This is a genomic window from Aneurinibacillus terranovensis DSM 18919 (assembly GCF_000430625.1).
Taxonomy (GTDB): Bacteria; Bacillota; Bacilli; order Aneurinibacillales; family Aneurinibacillaceae; genus Aneurinibacillus_B; species Aneurinibacillus_B terranovensis.
In genome coordinates this window covers 125,081-142,333 of record NZ_KE387171.1, presented here as the reverse complement: position 1 = coordinate 142,333, position 17,253 = coordinate 125,081, and the positions used below count along the sequence as shown (strand labels likewise).

Sequence of the window (17,253 nt, the reverse complement as noted above, 5' to 3'; positions counted from 1 at the left end):
GCATGGCTGGGGGGATAACGATGACGTACGAACACATTCTGGCTTCAAAGGACGGCGACGTGGGCATCATTCAGCTCAACCGGCCCCACGTCTTGAATGCCTTAAATCTTAAGATCATCGACGAACTTGTGGCAGAGCTGGAGCGGATGGACGGGGACGACTCCATCCGGGCCATTCTTTTGACGGGAAATGATAAAGCATTTGCCGCCGGTGCAGATATTGCGGAAATGGCCGACGAAGCAACGGTTTCGATGCTGCTGAAAGATCAATTCTCTGTCTGGGATCGAATCGCAAAGATTAACAAGCCAATCGTTGCAGCGGTAAGCGGATTCGTGCTTGGCGGCGGATGTGAGCTGATGATGAATTGCGACATCATCGTCGCTTCCGAGACAACCCGGATTGGCCAGCCTGAAATTAAGCTTGGCGTAATGCCGGGTGCCGGTGGAACGCAGCGCTTAACGAAGGTGGTTGGGAAAGTAAAGGCGATGGAAATGCTTTTGACCGGTGAGTCAATTACTGCGCAAGAAGCGCTTGACTTCGGTTTAATCAACCGGGTTGTTCCGGTTGAATTATACTTCGAAGAGGCTTTAAAACTTGCGAAGAAAATTGCGGAGCAGCCGCCTATTGCGGTACGTCTGATTAAAAAAACGGTGGGCAAGGCGCTGGATGTTCCGCTGGATGAAGGAATGGACTATGAACGAAACGCCTTTTATTTGCTATTTGCGAGCGAAGATAAGTCCGAAGGGATGAAGGCTTTTATCGAAAAGCGTAAGGCCAAATTTACGGGTCGCTAGGGGGAGAGGCAATGTACGGATATGAAACCATTCTTGTTGAGAAGGAAGACGGCGTAGCCAAAGTGACGATGAATCGTCCGGACAAATTCAACGCTTTTACTGAGCAAATGCATCGCGAATTTTTGGATGCGCTGAAGAAAGCGGAAAAAGATGCGGAGGTTCGCTGCCTTGTCATTACTGGTGCGGGTAAAGCGTTTAACGCGGGTCAGGACCTGGCTGAAGTGCAGGGAAAAGATGTTGATTTCGGATCTTTTCTTAGGGAACGCTACAATCCCCTGATTATGCAGCTGCAGAAAATAGAAAAACCGATCATCGCAGCTGTAAACGGTGTAGCAGCGGGAGCAGGAATGAGCCTGGCTTTAGCCTGTGACATTCGCCTTGCATCAGAAAAGGCTTCCTTTGCCAACGTATTTATAAACATCGGGCTGGTGCCTGATTCCGGTGGCTGTTATTATCTGCCGAGGATTGTAGGAATCGGAAGGGCTCTTGAACTGGCCTTTACAGGCGATAAGGTATCAGTCGAAGAAGCCTATCGAATTGGATTGGTGAACAAGATTTGTTCCGCAGAAAATTTCGAGCAGGAAGTACAAGACTATGCGGCTAGATTAGCCAGTTTGCCGACAAAAGGAATCGGGCTCATCAAGCGGGTCGTGTACAAAGGATTTGATATGAGCCTGGAAGAAACGCTGGAATATGAAGCGTTTGCCCAGGAAATCGCCGGAGCTACGGCGGACCATAAAGAAGGCGTGCAAGCATTCTTTGAAAAAAGAAAGCCTGTTTTCACAGGTAAATAAAGGAGGGTCCATCATATGACGCCTTATCAGGTAGGAGTCATTGGCGCAGGTACGATGGGAGCAGGCATTACGCTTGTCTGCGCTCGATCCGGACACCGCGTCTCTTTAGTGGATGCTAACCCCGATGCATTGGAACGGGCACAAAGTTACATTGCGTCGATATTAAATAGAGATATACAAAAAGGCAGAATCACTGAACAGCAGAAGGAAGAAATCACGGGACGAGTCACAGCGGAAACCAAACTTAAGTCTCTTCGTGATTGCGACATCGCGATCGAGGCGGTTCCGGAACGGCTCGACTTAAAAAAAACGATTTTTTCTACCCTTGCGGATACGCTTCGTGAGGATGCACTGCTTTTATCCAACACATCGTCTATCTCTATTACAGAAATTGCCGGAGGATTAAAGCATCAGGAGCGAATTCTCGGCTTTCATTTCTTTAATCCGGCTCCCGTTATGCCGCTCATTGAGATCATTAAGGGAAAAAAATCAAGTGTAGAAAACGTGGAAAGGGCTTATCAATTCGCTAAGGATTTAGGCAAAACGCCTGTTCTGGTCAGTGACTCGCCCGGATTTATCGTCAATCGTGTCGCACGCCCTTATTATAATGAAGCTTTACGTATACTCGGTGACCGCATTAGTACCGTAGAACAAATCGATGACATTATGAAGAAAGCCGGCGGTTTTAAAATGGGACCGTTCGAACTGCAGGACATGATTGGCATCGACATTAATTACGCAACAACAGAATCGGTCTATACGAATTTCTTCCACGAGGGCCGGTTTAAACCAAGCCGAATCCAACAGCGAATGGTGCAGGCAGGATCGCTCGGCCGGAAAACAGGGGAGGGTTTTTATGAATACAGCGAGTAAAGCCGTTGTGCTGGCCGGTCAAAGCCCTCTGTTCGGTGAGTTGAAGCAACTGCTGGTTCAACACGGTTATTCTGTTATCACGGTCGATGAACTTGAAGAGGGTCATCATCCGGTGGACCTGGCAATTGAAGTAAGCAATCTCGACCTCGATGAAAAGAAATCAATTATTCAAAAGCTGGATCAACTGCTGCCCCCGCAAGTGCCGATTACCTCTACCTCTTTGGCAATAACGGCAACGGAAATCGCCTCGTGGGCAGATTTCCCCGAACGGGTATGCGGCTTTGGCACGCTCGTCCCGCTGTGCGAACGTCAATTAATTGAAATGGCTCCAGCGTTGCAAACCGGGCCGGCGGCAATGGAGACAGTGGCTGCACTGTTTCAAACGCTTGGGAAGGAAATGGCCCTTGTAGAGGATGAAGTGGGATTGGTCTTTCCGCGTATCCTTTCATTAATTATCAACGAAGCGGTATTCGCCGTGATGGAAGGAACGGCAACCCCTGAAGATATTGATGTTGCGATGAAGAAGGGAACGAACTATCCGTACGGCCCGCTGGAATGGGCGGATCGCATCGGATTGGATGAAGTATTTTCCATTATAAGAGGGATGTATCAAAATCTTGGCGAAGAACGCTACCGCCCTGCCCCGCTGCTTCGCAAGATGGTGCTGGCGAAGCGGCTGGGAGAACGTACAGGGCAGGGGTTTTACACGTATACCGCACAAGAGGCGGGAGTAAAATGATGGAGCAAAAGAGAGAAGTTTATGTTGTAGCAAGTGTCCGGACGGCCATCGGTAAGCTGGGCGGCAGCTTAAAGGATGTACCGATTGATGATCTGTCTGCAGCCGTGATGCAGGGTGTAGCGGATCGGGCGGAAGTGTCCAAGGACCAGATTGATAGCGTCATCATGGGCAACGTTATTTCAGCAGGTCCTTTCATAAATATTGCCCGAGTAGGGCTGCTGAAGGCGGGTTTCCCGGAATCTGTGCCCGGGCTCACCGTTAACCGGGTATGTGCCTCAGGATTGGAAGCGATTAATCTCGGCGCCCAGAGCATTCAAGCAGGCCACGCGGAATCCGTGGTAGCAGGAGGCGTGGAAAATCTCACCCGTTCTCCGTATATCATGGAGAAGTTTGCACAGCCGTACCAGCGGGGTTCGCAAACCTTAATGGAATCTTTCGGAGGACCGCGCTCGGCCCCTGTGTCCCTGTATGGGGATTTGACGATGGGAGATACGGCGGAAAACGTCGCGGAGAAATTCGGGATTAGCCGGGACGATCAGGATCGCTTTGCTTTAGAGAGCCAACGGCGGGCTATTCAAGCCATCGATGGCGGCCTTTTCCGGGAAGAAATTATTCCGGTGCTTATTCCCGGCAAAAAAGGCGAGACAAAGGTATTTGATCAGGATGAACACCCGCGCCGTGACGCAACGCTTGACACATTAGGAAAACTAAAGCCCGCCTTCCGCAAGAATGGGACCGTTACAGCGGGGAACTCATCCGGGATCAACGATGGTGCGGCTGCTGTGCTTCTCTTGTCTGAGGAAAGAATGAAGCAAGCGCAGGCGGCACCGCTGGGAAGAATCGTTCATTTTGCCGTCGGCGGCGTCGATCCGCGGTTGATGGGAATCGGGCCGGTTGTGGCGATTCGCAAGCTGCTCGCGGATGTGGGCATGACCGTTGAGGATATTGATCTTTTTGAACTGAATGAGGCGTTTGCTTCCCAATCGCTGGCATGTATGCGGGAACTTGGCCTTCCCATGGAAAAAACGAATGTAAACGGAGGCGCTATTGCTCTTGGTCATCCTCTCGGGTGCAGCGGAGCCCGCCTGCTTGGCACCATTCTCTATGAACTGCGCCGCCGCCAGCTTCGTTATGGCGTTGTGTCTCTTTGCATTGGCGGCGGACAGGGGCTTGCCACGCTCGTCGAAGCGCTATAATAGGAGAAAGGAAAACATACGATGAAAACACCGGTAATTATTGATGCGGTAAGAACGCCGATTGGCCGTCATGGCGGGGCACTGAAGGATGTGCGCCCGGATGATCTGGGGGCCCTTGTTATACGTAAATTGCTGGAACGAAATTCGTTGGATCCGGAGCGGATTGAGGACGTTATCTTTGGCTGTGCGAATCAAGCTGGAGAAGATAATCGTAACGTGGCCCGCATGTCGCTATTATTGGCCGGCTTGCCTGTGCAAATTCCAGGTGTGACGGTGAATCGGCTGTGCGGTTCGGGACTTGAAGCGGTGAATCAGTCTGCCAATGCGATCCTTGCAGGCAGGGGCGAAATTTATCTTGCAGGCGGTACAGAGAGCATGACTCGTGCTCCGCTTGTTATGATGAAACCTACGACCACTTATCAAAGAGGAAACCAGCAGCTTTTTGATACAACGCTTGGCTGGAGACTTGTAAATCCTGGTTTGGCAGCAATGTATCCACCGATCTCTTTAGGAGAAACGGCGGAAAACGTGGCTGAGCAGTATGGAATCTCGCGGGCAGCGCAGGACGAGTTTGCCTACAACAGCCAGCAGAAGTATGCAAGGGCAAACGCGGAAGGAAAATTCTCTGTGGAAATCGTCCCGGTAGAAATAAAAGGGCGCAAAGGAGATGTGACGGTTGTCGATATGGATGAACACCCCCGCCCGAACACGACATTGGAACAGCTATCCCGTCTGAAGCCCGCCTTTAAAGAAGGAGGTACCGTTACGGCCGGCAATTCATCCGGTATTAACGACGGCGCAGCGGCGCTTCTCTTGACTGAAATGGAGACAGCTAACGAATTAGGCTTAAAGCCGAAAGCAAAAATCATCGCATCGGCGGTGGCTGGCGTAGATCCGTCGATAATGGGAATGGGCCCTGTTCCGGCTACCCGGAAGGCGTTAAAACAAGCAGGATTATCCATCGAAGACATCGACTTAATTGAACTTAACGAAGCGTTTGCCGCTCAATCGCTTGCCTGCATTCAACAGTTAAACATGGATGCGAATAAGGTTAATGTGAACGGTGGTGCTATTGCGCTCGGCCATCCACTCGGCTGCAGCGGAGCCCGGATTTTGACCACATTATTATATGAGATGGAGCGCAGAGAGGTTCGCTATGGTTTGGCGACGATGTGTATCGGTGTAGGACAGGGGATTGCAACGATTATAGAAAGAGTGTGATAGGATGAAAGAAGGGCTCGTACCAGGGATAACAGCGGATTTTTCAATCATCGTTGAAGAATCGATGATGCCGGCATTCGATGGGGAAGTTGTCCATCCCGTTCTTTCAACGGTTTCGATGATTTATTACATGGAGAAAGCCGGCCGCTATGTTATCCTGCCGTATCTTGAGGACGATGAGGAAGGGGCGGGCTTTTCTATCGATATCAAGCATATCGGACCGGCTGTCGTTGGGCAGGTCGTCCGTTTTAAAGCCGTATGTACGGAAGTCAATGAGAAAAGGGTCGTCTGCGAAGTGACCGCGCATACCAATCTAAACATAGTGGGGCAAGGTTCCTTTATCCAGGCGTTCTTTAAAAAAACGGATATGGCCAAACGGATTGAGCGAATCCAGGAGCAAATCCGAATCGGATCCTGAAAGCCACGACATTCGCCGTCGTGGCTTTCCTATACACATAAGTGCAACTAAGGCTATTGCCTGCGCCTTCGGCTTGGCGTTAGCCAAGTTTTCTTTAACGTTAAAGAAAGTATATGTTGCTTTACAGTGTTAAAGCAACATATACTTTCCTCCATGGGTCAGCTGAGAAAAACTCGCGGGAGTGTGCCGGACGTTGCTTTTTCGATGTGGAGCGTGTGGCCGGAAGGTCGATCAGACCGACAATTGTCTCCATCATTGAGGTACCCGGATGTTTTGTCGGTCCGACCTTCCGGTCACTAAGCGGCCGTTTTGCTTCCCTGCAGAAAAAGGACGAGCGGCAACGCCCGCGAGTTTTTCTCAGCAGAAAGAACGTTTAATTTTGGTTAAGAACAGGTGAATTTCTTGCGCGGTATAAAACCATCCGTCTTCGCCTTCTTCCGGAAGGACGAGGCTTGCAGGCATCGATTGAATTTTGGCTGTATCTTCGGAATAAAACCGCAGTGTAACTTTTGCTTGATTTTCAAACTGCCAGCTAATCGATTCGCTGCCCCCGGCAGGATCCCATTCTCGATCCTGAATGAACTCGGGATAAGCGACGTTTATTTTTGGTACAAAATAGGATTCAAGGACCTGTGGAACGCGTTCAGAGACGACTGTCATCGTTAATCACCTTTCATTTCGTTAAAATTATCTAACAATCTAAAACATGTAAACAAAAAAATTGACCGCTATTCTCTTTTTCTCTATAATATAATAACGTTTTTAATTCGGAATATGAAGAACCCGTCATGTTTGTGCGAAAAAATTCACAAATGGATGGAAAGTAGAGAAATCAAGATGGAGAGTAGGAGGTACACTATTGAAACCCCAATCCATGCTGTTTACGATTTACGGCGAATACGTCCGACATTATGGAAATGAAATCTGGGTAGGAAGCCTGACCAAGCTAATGGGTCAATTTGGGCTGTCAGAACAGGCGGTCCGTGCCGCGATCTCACGCATGCTCAAACAAGGGTGGCTGGAGTCGCGCAAAGTCGGAAACAGAAGCTATTATTCAATGTCCGAACGGGGCAAAAAACGCCTGGATGAGGCGGCCGAGAGAATTTATAAGGTAGAGGCATCCGACTGGAACGGCAAATGGTGCATGGCCAGCTACAACATTCCCGAGGAGAACCGCAATCTTCGTGACCAGCTCCGTAAAGAGCTTAGCTTCTTAGGATTCGGCATGCTCACGACGAGCACCTGGATCAGCCCCAATGACCTGGCAGATCGAGTAAAAGAACTAACGGAGACCTATCAACTGCAAAATCATGTAGAGATTTTTACAGCCGAGCACTTGGGCTGGAGCGATTCGAAACGTCTCGTAGAAAAATGCTGGGACCTTTACACCATCAATCGGGCGTATCAGGAATTTATTGATCTGTACCGGCCGCAGCATGAATCCTTTCTGGCAAATGAACAGAATGTGCAGGACAGTGAATGCTTTGTTGAAAAGACAAAGCTGGTTCACCATTATCGCAAGTTCCTGTTCATCGACCCGGATCTGCCAGAGGAACTGCTCCCTGATGTATGGCTTGGAAAAGAAGCCGATGTTCTTTTCCGGAATTATTATAATCTTCTTCATCCAGGCGCCGTTCGTTTCTTTGAAGAAGCATATGAGCCGCCTCCGGTTGAAGCAAATGCATAATCGGCAAACTTGCGTAATGATGCAATAGGAAGTAAATGAGGATGGATACACAAAAAGTCGATAACACCTTAATGTGGTGAAAATCGACTTTTTGTATACTACTAATGTTCCCGTTTAACATTCGCGTTCTATTATAGCAAGACGTTCTCCCAAATTTCTCACACAAAAATGAAAGGCCTGTTCCAGTAATGCTTACGCCCCCATTTATTCCATCCTTATGCTGTTCATTAGTATAAATAGCTCTAATAAAATTCAATTTGGCCGATAATCCTGAATCACCCTATTGACACATTTATATGACGATATGTTATTATAACGTTATAAAAACGTTTTATAAAATTTTTATAGTGGAAACATGAGTAACGATTCTGAAAGGAGGACCTGAAGTGGTAGGTCAACAAGTTGTTACTATTAACGATATGGAGAATGAAAAGCTGCAGGAGTTCTTGGCGCGAATTGACCGTGGTGAGAAAATTGAAGCGGACGACTGGATGCCGGATGACTATCGAAGCCAATTAATTAAGCTTATTTCTATGCATGGAATTAGCGAAATTATGGGAGCGCTTCCAGAAAAGGAATGGGTACCAAAAGCGCCTTCTCTTCGCAGAAAGCTGGCAATCATGGCAAAAGTGCAGGACGAGATGGGGCATGGCCAGCTTCTTCTGCGTGTAGCCGAGGATTTGCTCGCACCCCTTGGGAAGACGCGTGAGGATATTTTAAACGACCTGTTTACTGGGAAATTAAAGTTTCACAACGTATTTCATATGGAAGCGCCTACATGGGCGGACGCGGGAGTGATTGGCTGGCTGGTAGATGGTGCCGCGATCATTACGCAGACGATGTCGCTTGACACATCTTATGCTCCTTATTCCCGTGCTCTTCACCGTATTTGTGCGGAGGAGAAATTTCATGCCCAGCATGGAGAAAGCATCGTTTTGGCCCTTGCGGAAGGAACAGCCGAGCAGCGTCAAATGCTGCAGGATGCGGTTAACCGCTGGTGGCCGGCTCTGCTGATGTTCTTCGGTCCGCCTGAAGACGAAAACATTTCGAGCAACCAGCGGCTGAATATACGCTATCAAATCCGTTCGCAAACGAATGAAGAACTGCGCCAGGAATTTTTCAATAAATACGTACCGCGCATCTTCCATTTAGGTTTGACCCTTCCGGACGAGACGATCCACTACAACGAGCAGGAAGGCAAATGGTACTACCAGCAGCCCGATTGGGAATCCTTCAAGCAAATCGTAAAAGGAAACGGCCCGTGTTCGAAAGAAAGATTGCAGCTGAGAAAAGTATCCTATGAAGAGGCGAAGTGGGTCCGGGAAGCGCTGCTGGGAAAAACGCGTGAGATTGTATAAGGGGTGATAAACATGGACCAGCAAAATGATAATCAAACGTTTGCTGTATTTGAAGTATTCAGCCAGAAGACGCCTACATCGAGCTTTACTCATCAATTCAGCTTATTAGCGCCAAATCATGAGATTGCGATGACGATGGCCAGAGAAAACTTTCTGCGCCGGGAAGCCTGTGTCAACATCTGGGTGGTAAAGCGGGATGACATATACGTCCTTCCGCCTGAAGAACGGCCTTACCTGGAACGTTTGGATAATAAATCGTACAGAGAGACGAAAGGGTACGGCGACGTTCCATCCAAGTGGCGCCATCATAAAGAGCAGTACGAGAAAAATTTATCGGCGAAGTAGAACGGAGGGAAATACAGTGCAAGATTTAACAGTTGCGACAGCGAAAGAAGCGGGCGAAAAGCAGGAATATCTTGCTGCATTGACTGAATTGCTTTTCCAGATGGCGGACGATGATTTTATCCTGGCTTATCGTGGTTCAGAATGGTTAGGTTTAGCCCCGCATATTGAAGAGGATGTAGCTTTCTCGTCCATTTCCCAGGATACGATGGGCCATGCGGTTATGTTTTATGAAATGTTGGAGGAGCTGGGAGCGGGCCGAGCAGACGACTTGGCTCAGCTGAGAAAACCGGAAGAATTTAAGAACGCGGTTTTTGTCGAACGCCCGAACGGCAGTGGAAATTATAAGGAAGACCCGCACTATGATTGGGCATATGCGATCGCGAGGTTTTATGCTTACGAATTATTTAAGCTTGTGCGATTGGAATCCCTTGCGCGCTCATCCTACCAACCGTTGGCCTTTGCTTCGAAAAAGATGCTTGCCGAACTTCGCTATCATCTCTATCACTGGCAAGTTTGGTTCAATCAATTGGTGAATAGTACGGAAGAAGCCAGCATGAGGATGACGAAAGCGATGGAAAAAGTATGGCAGGATGCGGCCGGCTTATTCGATCTTGGACCAAAAGCGAAAGAAATCGTTGAGCTCGGACTGATTGAGGACGAAGAGGTTCTGCTGCAGCGCTGGTTGGAAAAAGCGCGCCAGGCCTTCGAAACCAAAGTCATTTCGTTAGGCAAACCACAAAAAAGCGAGGTAAACGGCCGGGCCGGAGAGCACACAGCGGACCTGGTTGAAGCTGTTGCGACTCTATCTGAGGTGTACCGTCTGAATCCTGCTGCAAACTGGTAATCGAGAGGTGAGGATTTTGGTTCAACCTGAAAAAGCCATTACAGAAGAAGTGGTCTGGGAATTACTGCGCGAGGTAAAGGACCCGGAAATTCCGTCAATCAGCATGGTGGAAATGGGAATGATCCATCGGGTACTGGTGACGGCTGAAAGCATTCGGGTTGATGTACTGCCAACTTTCGTCGGCTGTCCCGCGATCGAGATGATGAGAAAAGCGATCATCCAGCAGCTGCAAACACTTGAGGAGGTCCCGGCAATTCAGGTTCACTTCGTTTTTAACCCACATTGGACATCAGATCGGATTTCAGAAGAGGGACGGGAAAAGTTAAAGTCGTTCGGCATTGCTCCCCCTCCTCGTAACCATCAGCCGGGTGATCCGTGGGTGGTAGATTGTCCATACTGCGGGTCTCCTTATACCACGCTGGATAATTTATTTGGCCCAACAGCATGCCGAAGCATTCTGTATTGTAAACACTGCAAAAATCCGTTTGAGGCGCTTAAGCCGGTTTAGTAAAGAGAGAAAAATTTAAGCAGAGGAGTGTTCTCCATGGCAGAACTAAAGAAGATGTATATTAACGGGGAATGGGTAGAAGCAGAAGGCGGAGACAAGCTTGAGGTCATCAACCCTTCTACCGGTGAAACAGTAGGCATCGTTACCTTTGGCGACAGCCGGGATGCCCAAAAAGCAATTGACGCGGCAGATGTCGCTTTTAAAAGCTGGTCCAAACTAACGGCACGTGAACGCTCGAAATACTTATATAACCTGTACGAACTCGTCCGCAACGATCGCGATCAGCTGGCAGGCATCGTCTCCGCAGAAATGGGTAAGCCTCTGCGTGAAGCAAAAGGGGAAGTACTCGGTACTGCTGATAATTTTATGTGGTATGCTGAAGAAGCGAAGCGCGTATACGGGGAAACCGTGCCTTCTTCTGTTCCAAACAAGCGGATTATGGTAAATAAGCAGCCGGTTGGCGTCGTTGCAGCGATTACTCCGTGGAATTTCCCGGTAAATATGGTAGCACGTAAAATTGCTCCGGCTCTCGCAGCCGGCTGTACTGTTGTACTCAAGCCGGCTGAAAGTACGCCTTTAAGCGCGATTCGTCTCTTCGAACTAATCGAACAGGCCGGCTTCCCGAAAGGCGTCGTCAATCTCGTCATTGGGGAACCTGAATCGGTTGGTCAAGAATTTACAGGAAACAAGAAAGTGCGCAAGGTCGGTTTTACCGGTTCGACCCGCGTAGGCAAATTGTTAATGGAAGCCGCAGCCAAAACTGTGAAGCGTGTGAGCCTTGAACTGGGCGGGCACGCACCTTTCATCGTATTTGAGGATGCGGATTTGGATGCCGCAGTAGCCGGCTTGTTTGAAAGCAAGTTTCGCAATACCGGCCAGCAGTGCATTTGTACGAACCGCTTGTATGTGCAGGAGTCAATTGTCAGCGCGTTTACCGAGAAACTAGTTGAGCGCTTAAAGAACGCAAAGGTTGGCGACGGCCGCGATAAAGCAACGGAAATCGGTCCGCTTGTTAACGAGCGCGGCCTGCAAAAGGTGTTAGACCACATTGATGATGCGAAGAAAAAGGGCGGAAAGATCGTCTTTGGTGGAAACCGCCTAACAGACGGGGAATACGGAAAAGGTTTCTTCTGTGAACCTACGGTTGTACTGGATGTTACAAAAGAAATGAAGATCTATAATGAAGAAACATTCGGTCCCGTTGTACCGGTCGTTGCATTTAGGGAGGAGGCCGAAGTCATTGAACTGGCAAACGATACGGATTATGGCCTCGCTGCGTATGTGTATACGAAAGACAATTCCCGCTGCTTCCGCATGTCTGAAGCATTGGAATATGGAATTGTCGGAATTAATGACGGGGCACCTACCCAGACACAGGCGCCTTTCGGAGGCTTTAAAGAGAGTGGAATTGGACGTGAAGGCGGCCGCTACGCCATGGAAGAATTCTTAGAGACAAAGTTTGTATCCTTCCAAATTTAGTATCGATTTAAAGAGGCATAACGTAGAAAAAGCCTGTGAATTTTCAGTTGTCTGAAGATTCGCAGGCTCTTTCTGTTAATTTACGCAGTAAAATCAATCGTGCTGCTTTGAACAACAGGAGAGGTGCTTTGTGGCTGTTGGCCTGGTGTAGCTGAATAAGCTGAGGTGTTTTGAACTTGCTGCTTTGACTCTGTCCCCTGTGCATGATGCGCATGATGCCCGTGATGACCTTTTTTTACTCCGCTGCTTTCATTGGCTTGTGCAGCATCTGTTTGCGGCTGAGCTTGTCCTGTTGTGTTGTTTTGGAGATTTGAATAGTTTGTAAATTTCGGCTGGGTAAATGATGTGCTTGAAATATTCATTGGCAAGGACTCCCTTCTTAATTTAGTCAGGACTATTATACGTGACAATTATGTCCGCTTTAGGTCAAAAAGATTAAGAAGAGATGAGAATTCACAAAAAACCATACAGATTTGTGAGTTTTTTGTGAGCGCGGAATGGTATAGTTTTTAATAAAGTAATATTCATAAGAGGCTGGTGGGGACTTTTGTCACCTGTGATCCTTTATTTGATCGGGGTTGTTTTCCTTCCCTATTCCGTTTACGTTCCGTTTTTTACTACCTTAATTGGACAGAATCAGACATTGGGCGCAAAGTATTCTTTCTGATTATTATTTCTTCATGCCCAGATTAAGCCTCACTTTCTCTACAATGCGATCAGCAGCATTATTTCCTTCTGTTATACAGACGGCGACAAAGCGGCTTATTTATTATCCATGTTGAGTAAGTATTTACGCTTTGTGTTCGATCGGGATCGCACTTCTTTGTTTGTACCGCTTCAGCAGGAATTGGAGCTGATCTGGGCGTATGAAGAAATCGAGAAAGTCCGCTTCGGGGATCGCTTCGGATTCCGGCTCTATGTTGACGAAGGACTGGAAGAGCTGGAGATTCCATCGTTATACATTCAGCCGTTCGTGGAGAATGCGATCCGCCACGGTTTGTTTGAGAAAGAGGGAGCGGGAACTGTTTCGTTGTCTGTCACCGACAGAGACAGATATATCCGGTTCGTCATTGAGGACGACGGCGTAGGCAGCTCCCGTCGGACCTCTCCGATGTGGAGAAATTTCGGCAGTACATCCGCAATATCAAGCTTAGAAAAAAATTGCTCTTCAGTTATGAGAGCCAATGCAAAAGTAACACTAAGAATTGTAAGCAGCATCGTAAAGGTGCTGTTTTTCTTTTGTACCAGTAAAAGCTGTATGTCCCTGTGCTTTTTTAGCGGGTCCCCAAAAAAGATCCTCCAATATGCGGGTTCTTTCAGCAAACTATCGCAGAAAGAAGCGCTTTTTTCACTAAATTACATTCCAGTCTAAGAAGGTCCATTCAAAGGGCGGTGTTTTCACTATGTATATGTTGTTTAATTTATTCAAATAATAACATTGTATTTCATTTAACAAGGAGTAATTTCATGGGACACAAAAACCAAAAGTTAGACTCTTTAATAATAGGGATTGACGTCGGTTCAACGACCGTGAAAGCAACAGTGGTGAATCCAATAAGTAAAGAAATTCTTTGGTCAGACTATCAACGCCACAATACGAAGCAGGCGGAAAAGGTCTTAGAATTCTTAATTATTATTGGAAATGAATTTCCCCATATTAAACAAGAAAACATTCGCGTATTTTTGACGGGCTCCGGCAGCGGCCCCATTGCTGAGCACATTGGAGGGAAATTTGTTCAAGAAGTAAATGCCGTCACGATGGCGGTGGAACATCTTCACCCCGATGTGGGGAGTGTGATTGAACTGGGAGGACAGGATGCCAAAATTATCATTTTTAAGGTAAACGAGGAAACAGGGAATAAGCAAGCTCTGACTTCCATGAATGACAAGTGTGCATCCGGCACCGGTGCCACCATTGACAAGTGCATGATTAAAGTAGGAATGCCTATGGAAGAAGTCGGCCAATTGCACTTTGATGACAGTAAATTGCACCATGTGGCCGCCAAGTGTGGGGTGTTTGCGGAAACCGATATTGTCAATCTGGTGAAAAGCGGAATTCCCTCCACTGAAATCATGTGTTCTTTAGCAGATGCCATTGTCATGCAGAACCTTTCCGTTCTAACCCGTGGAAACACACTGCGGCATCGTGTTCTTTTACTGGGTGGTCCTAATACATACTTGCCTTTCCTGCAAGAATGTTGGCGAAAGCGTATTCCTGAAACTTGGCAAGAACGAGGGTACGATTATCCCAAAGATATCCCCGTTCATGAATTGATTTTTGTGCCCGGAAATTCGCAGTACTATGCAGCTTACGGTGCCGTCTTGTACGGTATGCATGAACCCATGGGTGTAGGTACCTACACAGGACTGGAAGGACTAAAGGAATTTATTGATCATGGTCGGAAAGCAAAATTGGGAGAAAATGCAGGCCCACCACTGGTAAGCAGCGAAAAAGAACTTCAAGAATTTAGCGAGAGTTATCGTATTCCTCGATTTACACCGACTACTTTCGTGCCGGGTCAGAAGGTGAGGGCCGTGATCGGCCTTGACGGCGGTTCTACGTCGTCCAAAGCCGTTTTGGTGGATGAAAACGGAAATATTTTACTTAAGGAATACCAGCTTTCCAAGGGAAATCCGATCGAAGATACGAAAGAAATGTTGAAGCGGATCCGGGATAAGGTGAATGGTGAGGGAGCCGATTTAGAGATCATCGGTTTTGGTGCCACGGGATATGCGGCGGATGTTTTAGAAAAAACTTTAAAGGCGGACGTAAATATTGTGGAGACCGTTGCCCATATGATGAGTGCGGTTCACCAATTTGGCGATATCGATGTAATTTGTGATATCGGCGGCCAGGACATCAAAGTACTCTTTCTTAAAAACGGGGATATCCGTAACTTCAGGCTGTCTAATCAATGTTCCGCTGGGAACGGAATGTTACTGCAAGCGATGGCGGACCAGTTTGGTATTCCAATCCAGGAATATGCGGATACGGCCCTCAGGGCAGCTCTTTCTCCTAAATTTTCCTATGGTTGCGCCGTATTTCTCGATGCAGATCGGGTTAATTTTCAGAAAGAGGGTTATTCTAAAGAGGAATTGTTGGCTGGTTTGGCTCTGGTCTTGCCAAAGAATGTATGGCAGTATGTGGTGCAGATTCCACGTATGGCGGAACTCGGTCGCAAGTTCATCTTACAGGGAGGAACGCAATATAACTTGGCTGCTGTGAAGGCTCAGGTGGATTACATTAAACAGCGGGTTCCTGATGCGGAAGTTTACGTTCATCCCCATCCTGGAGAAGCAGGAGCGATCGGGGCCGCTATGGAAACCTTGCGTGTTGTAAAGCGTCGAGGATATTCAACGTTCTTGGGTCTGGATGCAGCCATTAATCTGTACTATATCACCCGTAACGATGAATCCACCCGCTGCACATTCTGTCCGAACCACTGCAGCCGAACTTTTATTGATTCTCAGACACCGGACGGACAAATGGCCCGTTATATCTCTGGTTTTAGCTGCGAAAAGGGAACGGTTGAAGATAAGGAAGCCGTGATCAAACTGACCAGAGAGCGACAGGAACTTAAAAAACATTATCCTAACTTGGTGGAATATGAGGCACGCCGCATGTTCCAGCACTTCTATGACCCTCAAGGCTTGCCTGAGCCTGATGTGCTAGTGGATGATGTTCGGATACAGCGTAGTTGGTTCGGGTTGAGAAAAACTCCTTATCAGCGTTATTTTGAACGTTCACCTATCGAAACAATGGAACGGCGTAAAAAGATTCGTATCGGGATTCCCAGGGTGCTTAACATTTGGTCTACGGCCCCCTTTTGGCGCACGTATTTTGAGACGCTTGGTATCGATCAACGGAATATTGTTTTTAGCGATCACACTAGTGAAGAAATGTGGCAGGAAGGAGGGAAATACGGATCAATTGATCCTTGTTACCCTTCCAAAGTCGCCCAAGCTCATGTTCACAACTTGTTGTTTAAACACCATGAGAAAAAGCCTCTTGATTATATTTTTTTTCCTTGTATCACGCATATTCCGACCCATCTGCATAACGTGATGGATTCGGCCAGCTGTCCCATTGTGGCTGGTGCTCCGAATGTGATCAGGGCCGCCTTTACAAAAGAAATCAACTTTTTTGAGACAAAAGGCGTTACCTACCTTGATCCGGCGGTCACCTTTACAGAACTCAACCTGATGAAGAAGCAGTTGTTTGAGGAATTTAAGGAAAAGCTTGAGATCACCGAGGATGAAAGTGACTTTGCGGTCGATCAGGGTTGGAAAGCGATGCACCTTTTTGACGCTGAAATGCAGGAGAGGGGTCGACTGATCCTTGAGCAGGTGGAAAAGGAAAATCGCATCGCCATTCTAATGATTGGACGTCCCTATCACTCTGATCCAGGTCTTAATCACGGTGTATTAGAAGAGTTTCAGGTCTTGGGTTATCCCATTTTGTCCATGCGCTCCATTCCTAAAGATGAGACGTGGTTGAGTCGCTTTTTCAGCGACGATTTGAAAAGTGGACGTGTGGAGTATGCATTAGAAGTAAGCGATGTGTGGCCGGAAAACTTCAGTTCCAACAGTGTACAAAAGGTCTGGGCAGCTAAATTTGCTGCGCGTCATCCCCATGTGGCTATATTGGATCTGTCCAGTTTCAAATGCGGACATGACGCTCCCACCTATGGACTGATTGATTCGATTATTTCAACCGCAGGTACTCCTTATTCGGCATTGCATGATATTGATGCCAACAAACCAAGCGGTTCTATAAAAATACGTGTAAAAACGTATGCTCATAGCCTGGGTCTTCATGAAGAACGTTTACAGGACTTGGCTCAAAAAAAAGCGGAATTGCAGCAGCGTCTTGAGCAAAAACGCGCCGACCTGCTACGCCGTCAACAAAACGAACAAGTTGGATTGTATGACAACATTAGCATTTCTCAGACAGGAAATTAACAAATGTCTATCTTTCATCAAAACAAGGAGTGCAA

At 47.6% G+C, this 17,253-nt stretch carries 17 protein-coding genes and 1 pseudogene; 15 read left to right on the top strand and 3 right to left on the bottom strand.

Features of this window, described 5'->3' with window-relative positions:
- The first annotated feature begins 20 nt into the window (after positions 1–20).
- Genes H525_RS0116245 through H525_RS0116215 form a run of 7 tightly spaced genes read left to right on the top strand, consistent with a single transcriptional unit; the run spans position 21 to position 6,035 of the window.
- Positions 21–794 carry an enoyl-CoA hydratase-related protein gene (locus H525_RS0116245; RefSeq protein ID WP_027417041.1) on the top strand — a complete coding sequence of 258 codons (774 nt, stop codon included), beginning with the start codon at positions 21–23 and terminating at the stop codon, positions 792–794.
- Between the two features lie 11 nt (positions 795–805).
- Entirely contained in the window at positions 806–1,588 is a 783-nt protein-coding gene (locus H525_RS0116240) for an enoyl-CoA hydratase-related protein (RefSeq protein WP_027417040.1), read from the top strand.
- Between the two features lie 15 nt (positions 1,589–1,603).
- The gene (locus H525_RS0116235; protein ID WP_027417039.1) at positions 1,604–2,461 is read left to right on the top strand and encodes a 3-hydroxyacyl-CoA dehydrogenase family protein; all 858 of its coding nucleotides are present in this window, start codon (positions 1,604–1,606) and stop codon (positions 2,459–2,461) included.
- Positions 2,445–3,200 (top strand): 3-hydroxyacyl-CoA dehydrogenase family protein, encoded by a 756-nt coding sequence (locus tag H525_RS0116230; protein WP_027417038.1) that lies wholly within the window; start codon positions 2,445–2,447, stop codon positions 3,198–3,200. The genes H525_RS0116235 and H525_RS0116230 overlap by 17 nt, the downstream gene beginning before the upstream one ends.
- Positions 3,197–4,396, top strand: coding sequence for a thiolase family protein (locus H525_RS0116225; protein ID WP_027417037.1), 1,200 nt, complete (start codon positions 3,197–3,199; stop codon positions 4,394–4,396). The genes H525_RS0116230 and H525_RS0116225 overlap by 4 nt, the downstream gene beginning before the upstream one ends.
- Positions 4,397–4,417: 21 nt before the next feature.
- Positions 4,418–5,617, top strand: a complete 1,200-nt coding sequence (locus H525_RS0116220) for a thiolase family protein (protein ID WP_027417036.1) — start codon at positions 4,418–4,420, stop codon at positions 5,615–5,617.
- Positions 5,618–5,621: 4 nt separating this feature from the next.
- A complete protein-coding gene (locus H525_RS0116215; RefSeq protein ID WP_027417035.1) occupies positions 5,622–6,035 on the top strand; it encodes a thioesterase family protein in 414 nt (137 codons plus the stop codon).
- Between the two features lie 121 nt (positions 6,036–6,156).
- Here H525_RS0116215 and H525_RS29060 read toward each other — a convergent pair whose 3' ends face one another.
- Together H525_RS29060 and H525_RS0116210 are read right to left on the bottom strand one after the other, a co-directional pair.
- Positions 6,157–6,291: a hypothetical protein gene (locus H525_RS29060; RefSeq protein ID WP_281172632.1), complete on the bottom strand. Its 135-nt coding sequence runs from the start codon at positions 6,289–6,291 to the stop codon at positions 6,157–6,159.
- Between the two features lie 101 nt (positions 6,292–6,392).
- Positions 6,393–6,695, bottom strand: a complete 303-nt coding sequence (locus H525_RS0116210) for a hypothetical protein (RefSeq protein WP_027417034.1) — start codon at positions 6,693–6,695, stop codon at positions 6,393–6,395.
- A gap of 199 nt (positions 6,696–6,894) precedes the next feature.
- Here H525_RS0116210 and paaX point away from each other — a divergent pair, with 199 nt between their 5' ends.
- From paaX to H525_RS0116180, 6 genes are all read left to right on the top strand, one after another.
- Complete coding sequence (paaX, locus tag H525_RS0116205; RefSeq protein ID WP_027417033.1) at positions 6,895–7,722, top strand: phenylacetic acid degradation operon negative regulatory protein PaaX; 828 nt, start codon at positions 6,895–6,897, stop codon at positions 7,720–7,722.
- A gap of 419 nt (positions 7,723–8,141) precedes the next feature.
- Positions 8,142–9,080, top strand: a complete 939-nt coding sequence (gene paaA, locus H525_RS0116200) for a 1,2-phenylacetyl-CoA epoxidase subunit PaaA (protein WP_035101686.1) — start codon at positions 8,142–8,144, stop codon at positions 9,078–9,080.
- Between the two features lie 12 nt (positions 9,081–9,092).
- Positions 9,093–9,425, top strand: coding sequence for a 1,2-phenylacetyl-CoA epoxidase subunit PaaB (gene paaB / locus H525_RS0116195; RefSeq protein ID WP_027417031.1), 333 nt, complete (start codon positions 9,093–9,095; stop codon positions 9,423–9,425).
- 16 nt (positions 9,426–9,441) lie between these two features.
- Positions 9,442–10,269, top strand: coding sequence for a 1,2-phenylacetyl-CoA epoxidase subunit PaaC (gene paaC, locus H525_RS0116190; protein ID WP_027417030.1), 828 nt, complete (start codon positions 9,442–9,444; stop codon positions 10,267–10,269).
- Between the two features lie 16 nt (positions 10,270–10,285).
- Complete coding sequence (gene paaD, locus H525_RS0116185; RefSeq protein ID WP_245590501.1) at positions 10,286–10,777, top strand: 1,2-phenylacetyl-CoA epoxidase subunit PaaD; 492 nt, start codon at positions 10,286–10,288, stop codon at positions 10,775–10,777.
- A gap of 36 nt (positions 10,778–10,813) precedes the next feature.
- On the top strand, positions 10,814–12,256 hold the full coding sequence (locus H525_RS0116180) for an NAD-dependent succinate-semialdehyde dehydrogenase (protein ID WP_027417028.1): 1,443 nt from the start codon (positions 10,814–10,816) through the stop codon (positions 12,254–12,256).
- Between the two features lie 80 nt (positions 12,257–12,336).
- Here the strand turns inward: H525_RS0116180 and H525_RS0116175 are convergent, their stop codons facing one another.
- The gene (locus H525_RS0116175) at positions 12,337–12,618 is read right to left on the bottom strand and encodes a hypothetical protein (protein WP_027417027.1); all 282 of its coding nucleotides are present in this window, start codon (positions 12,616–12,618) and stop codon (positions 12,337–12,339) included.
- A 323-nt stretch (positions 12,619–12,941) separates the two neighbouring features.
- Here H525_RS0116175 and H525_RS29195 point away from each other — a divergent pair.
- Positions 12,942–13,628, top strand: a pseudogene (locus tag H525_RS29195) (sensor histidine kinase); the annotation flags it as partial.
- 95 nt (positions 13,629–13,723) lie between these two features.
- Positions 13,724–17,218: a BadF/BadG/BcrA/BcrD ATPase family protein gene (locus tag H525_RS0116165; RefSeq protein WP_027417025.1), complete on the top strand. Its 3,495-nt coding sequence runs from the start codon at positions 13,724–13,726 to the stop codon at positions 17,216–17,218.
- The last annotated feature ends 35 nt before the right edge of the window (positions 17,219–17,253 follow it).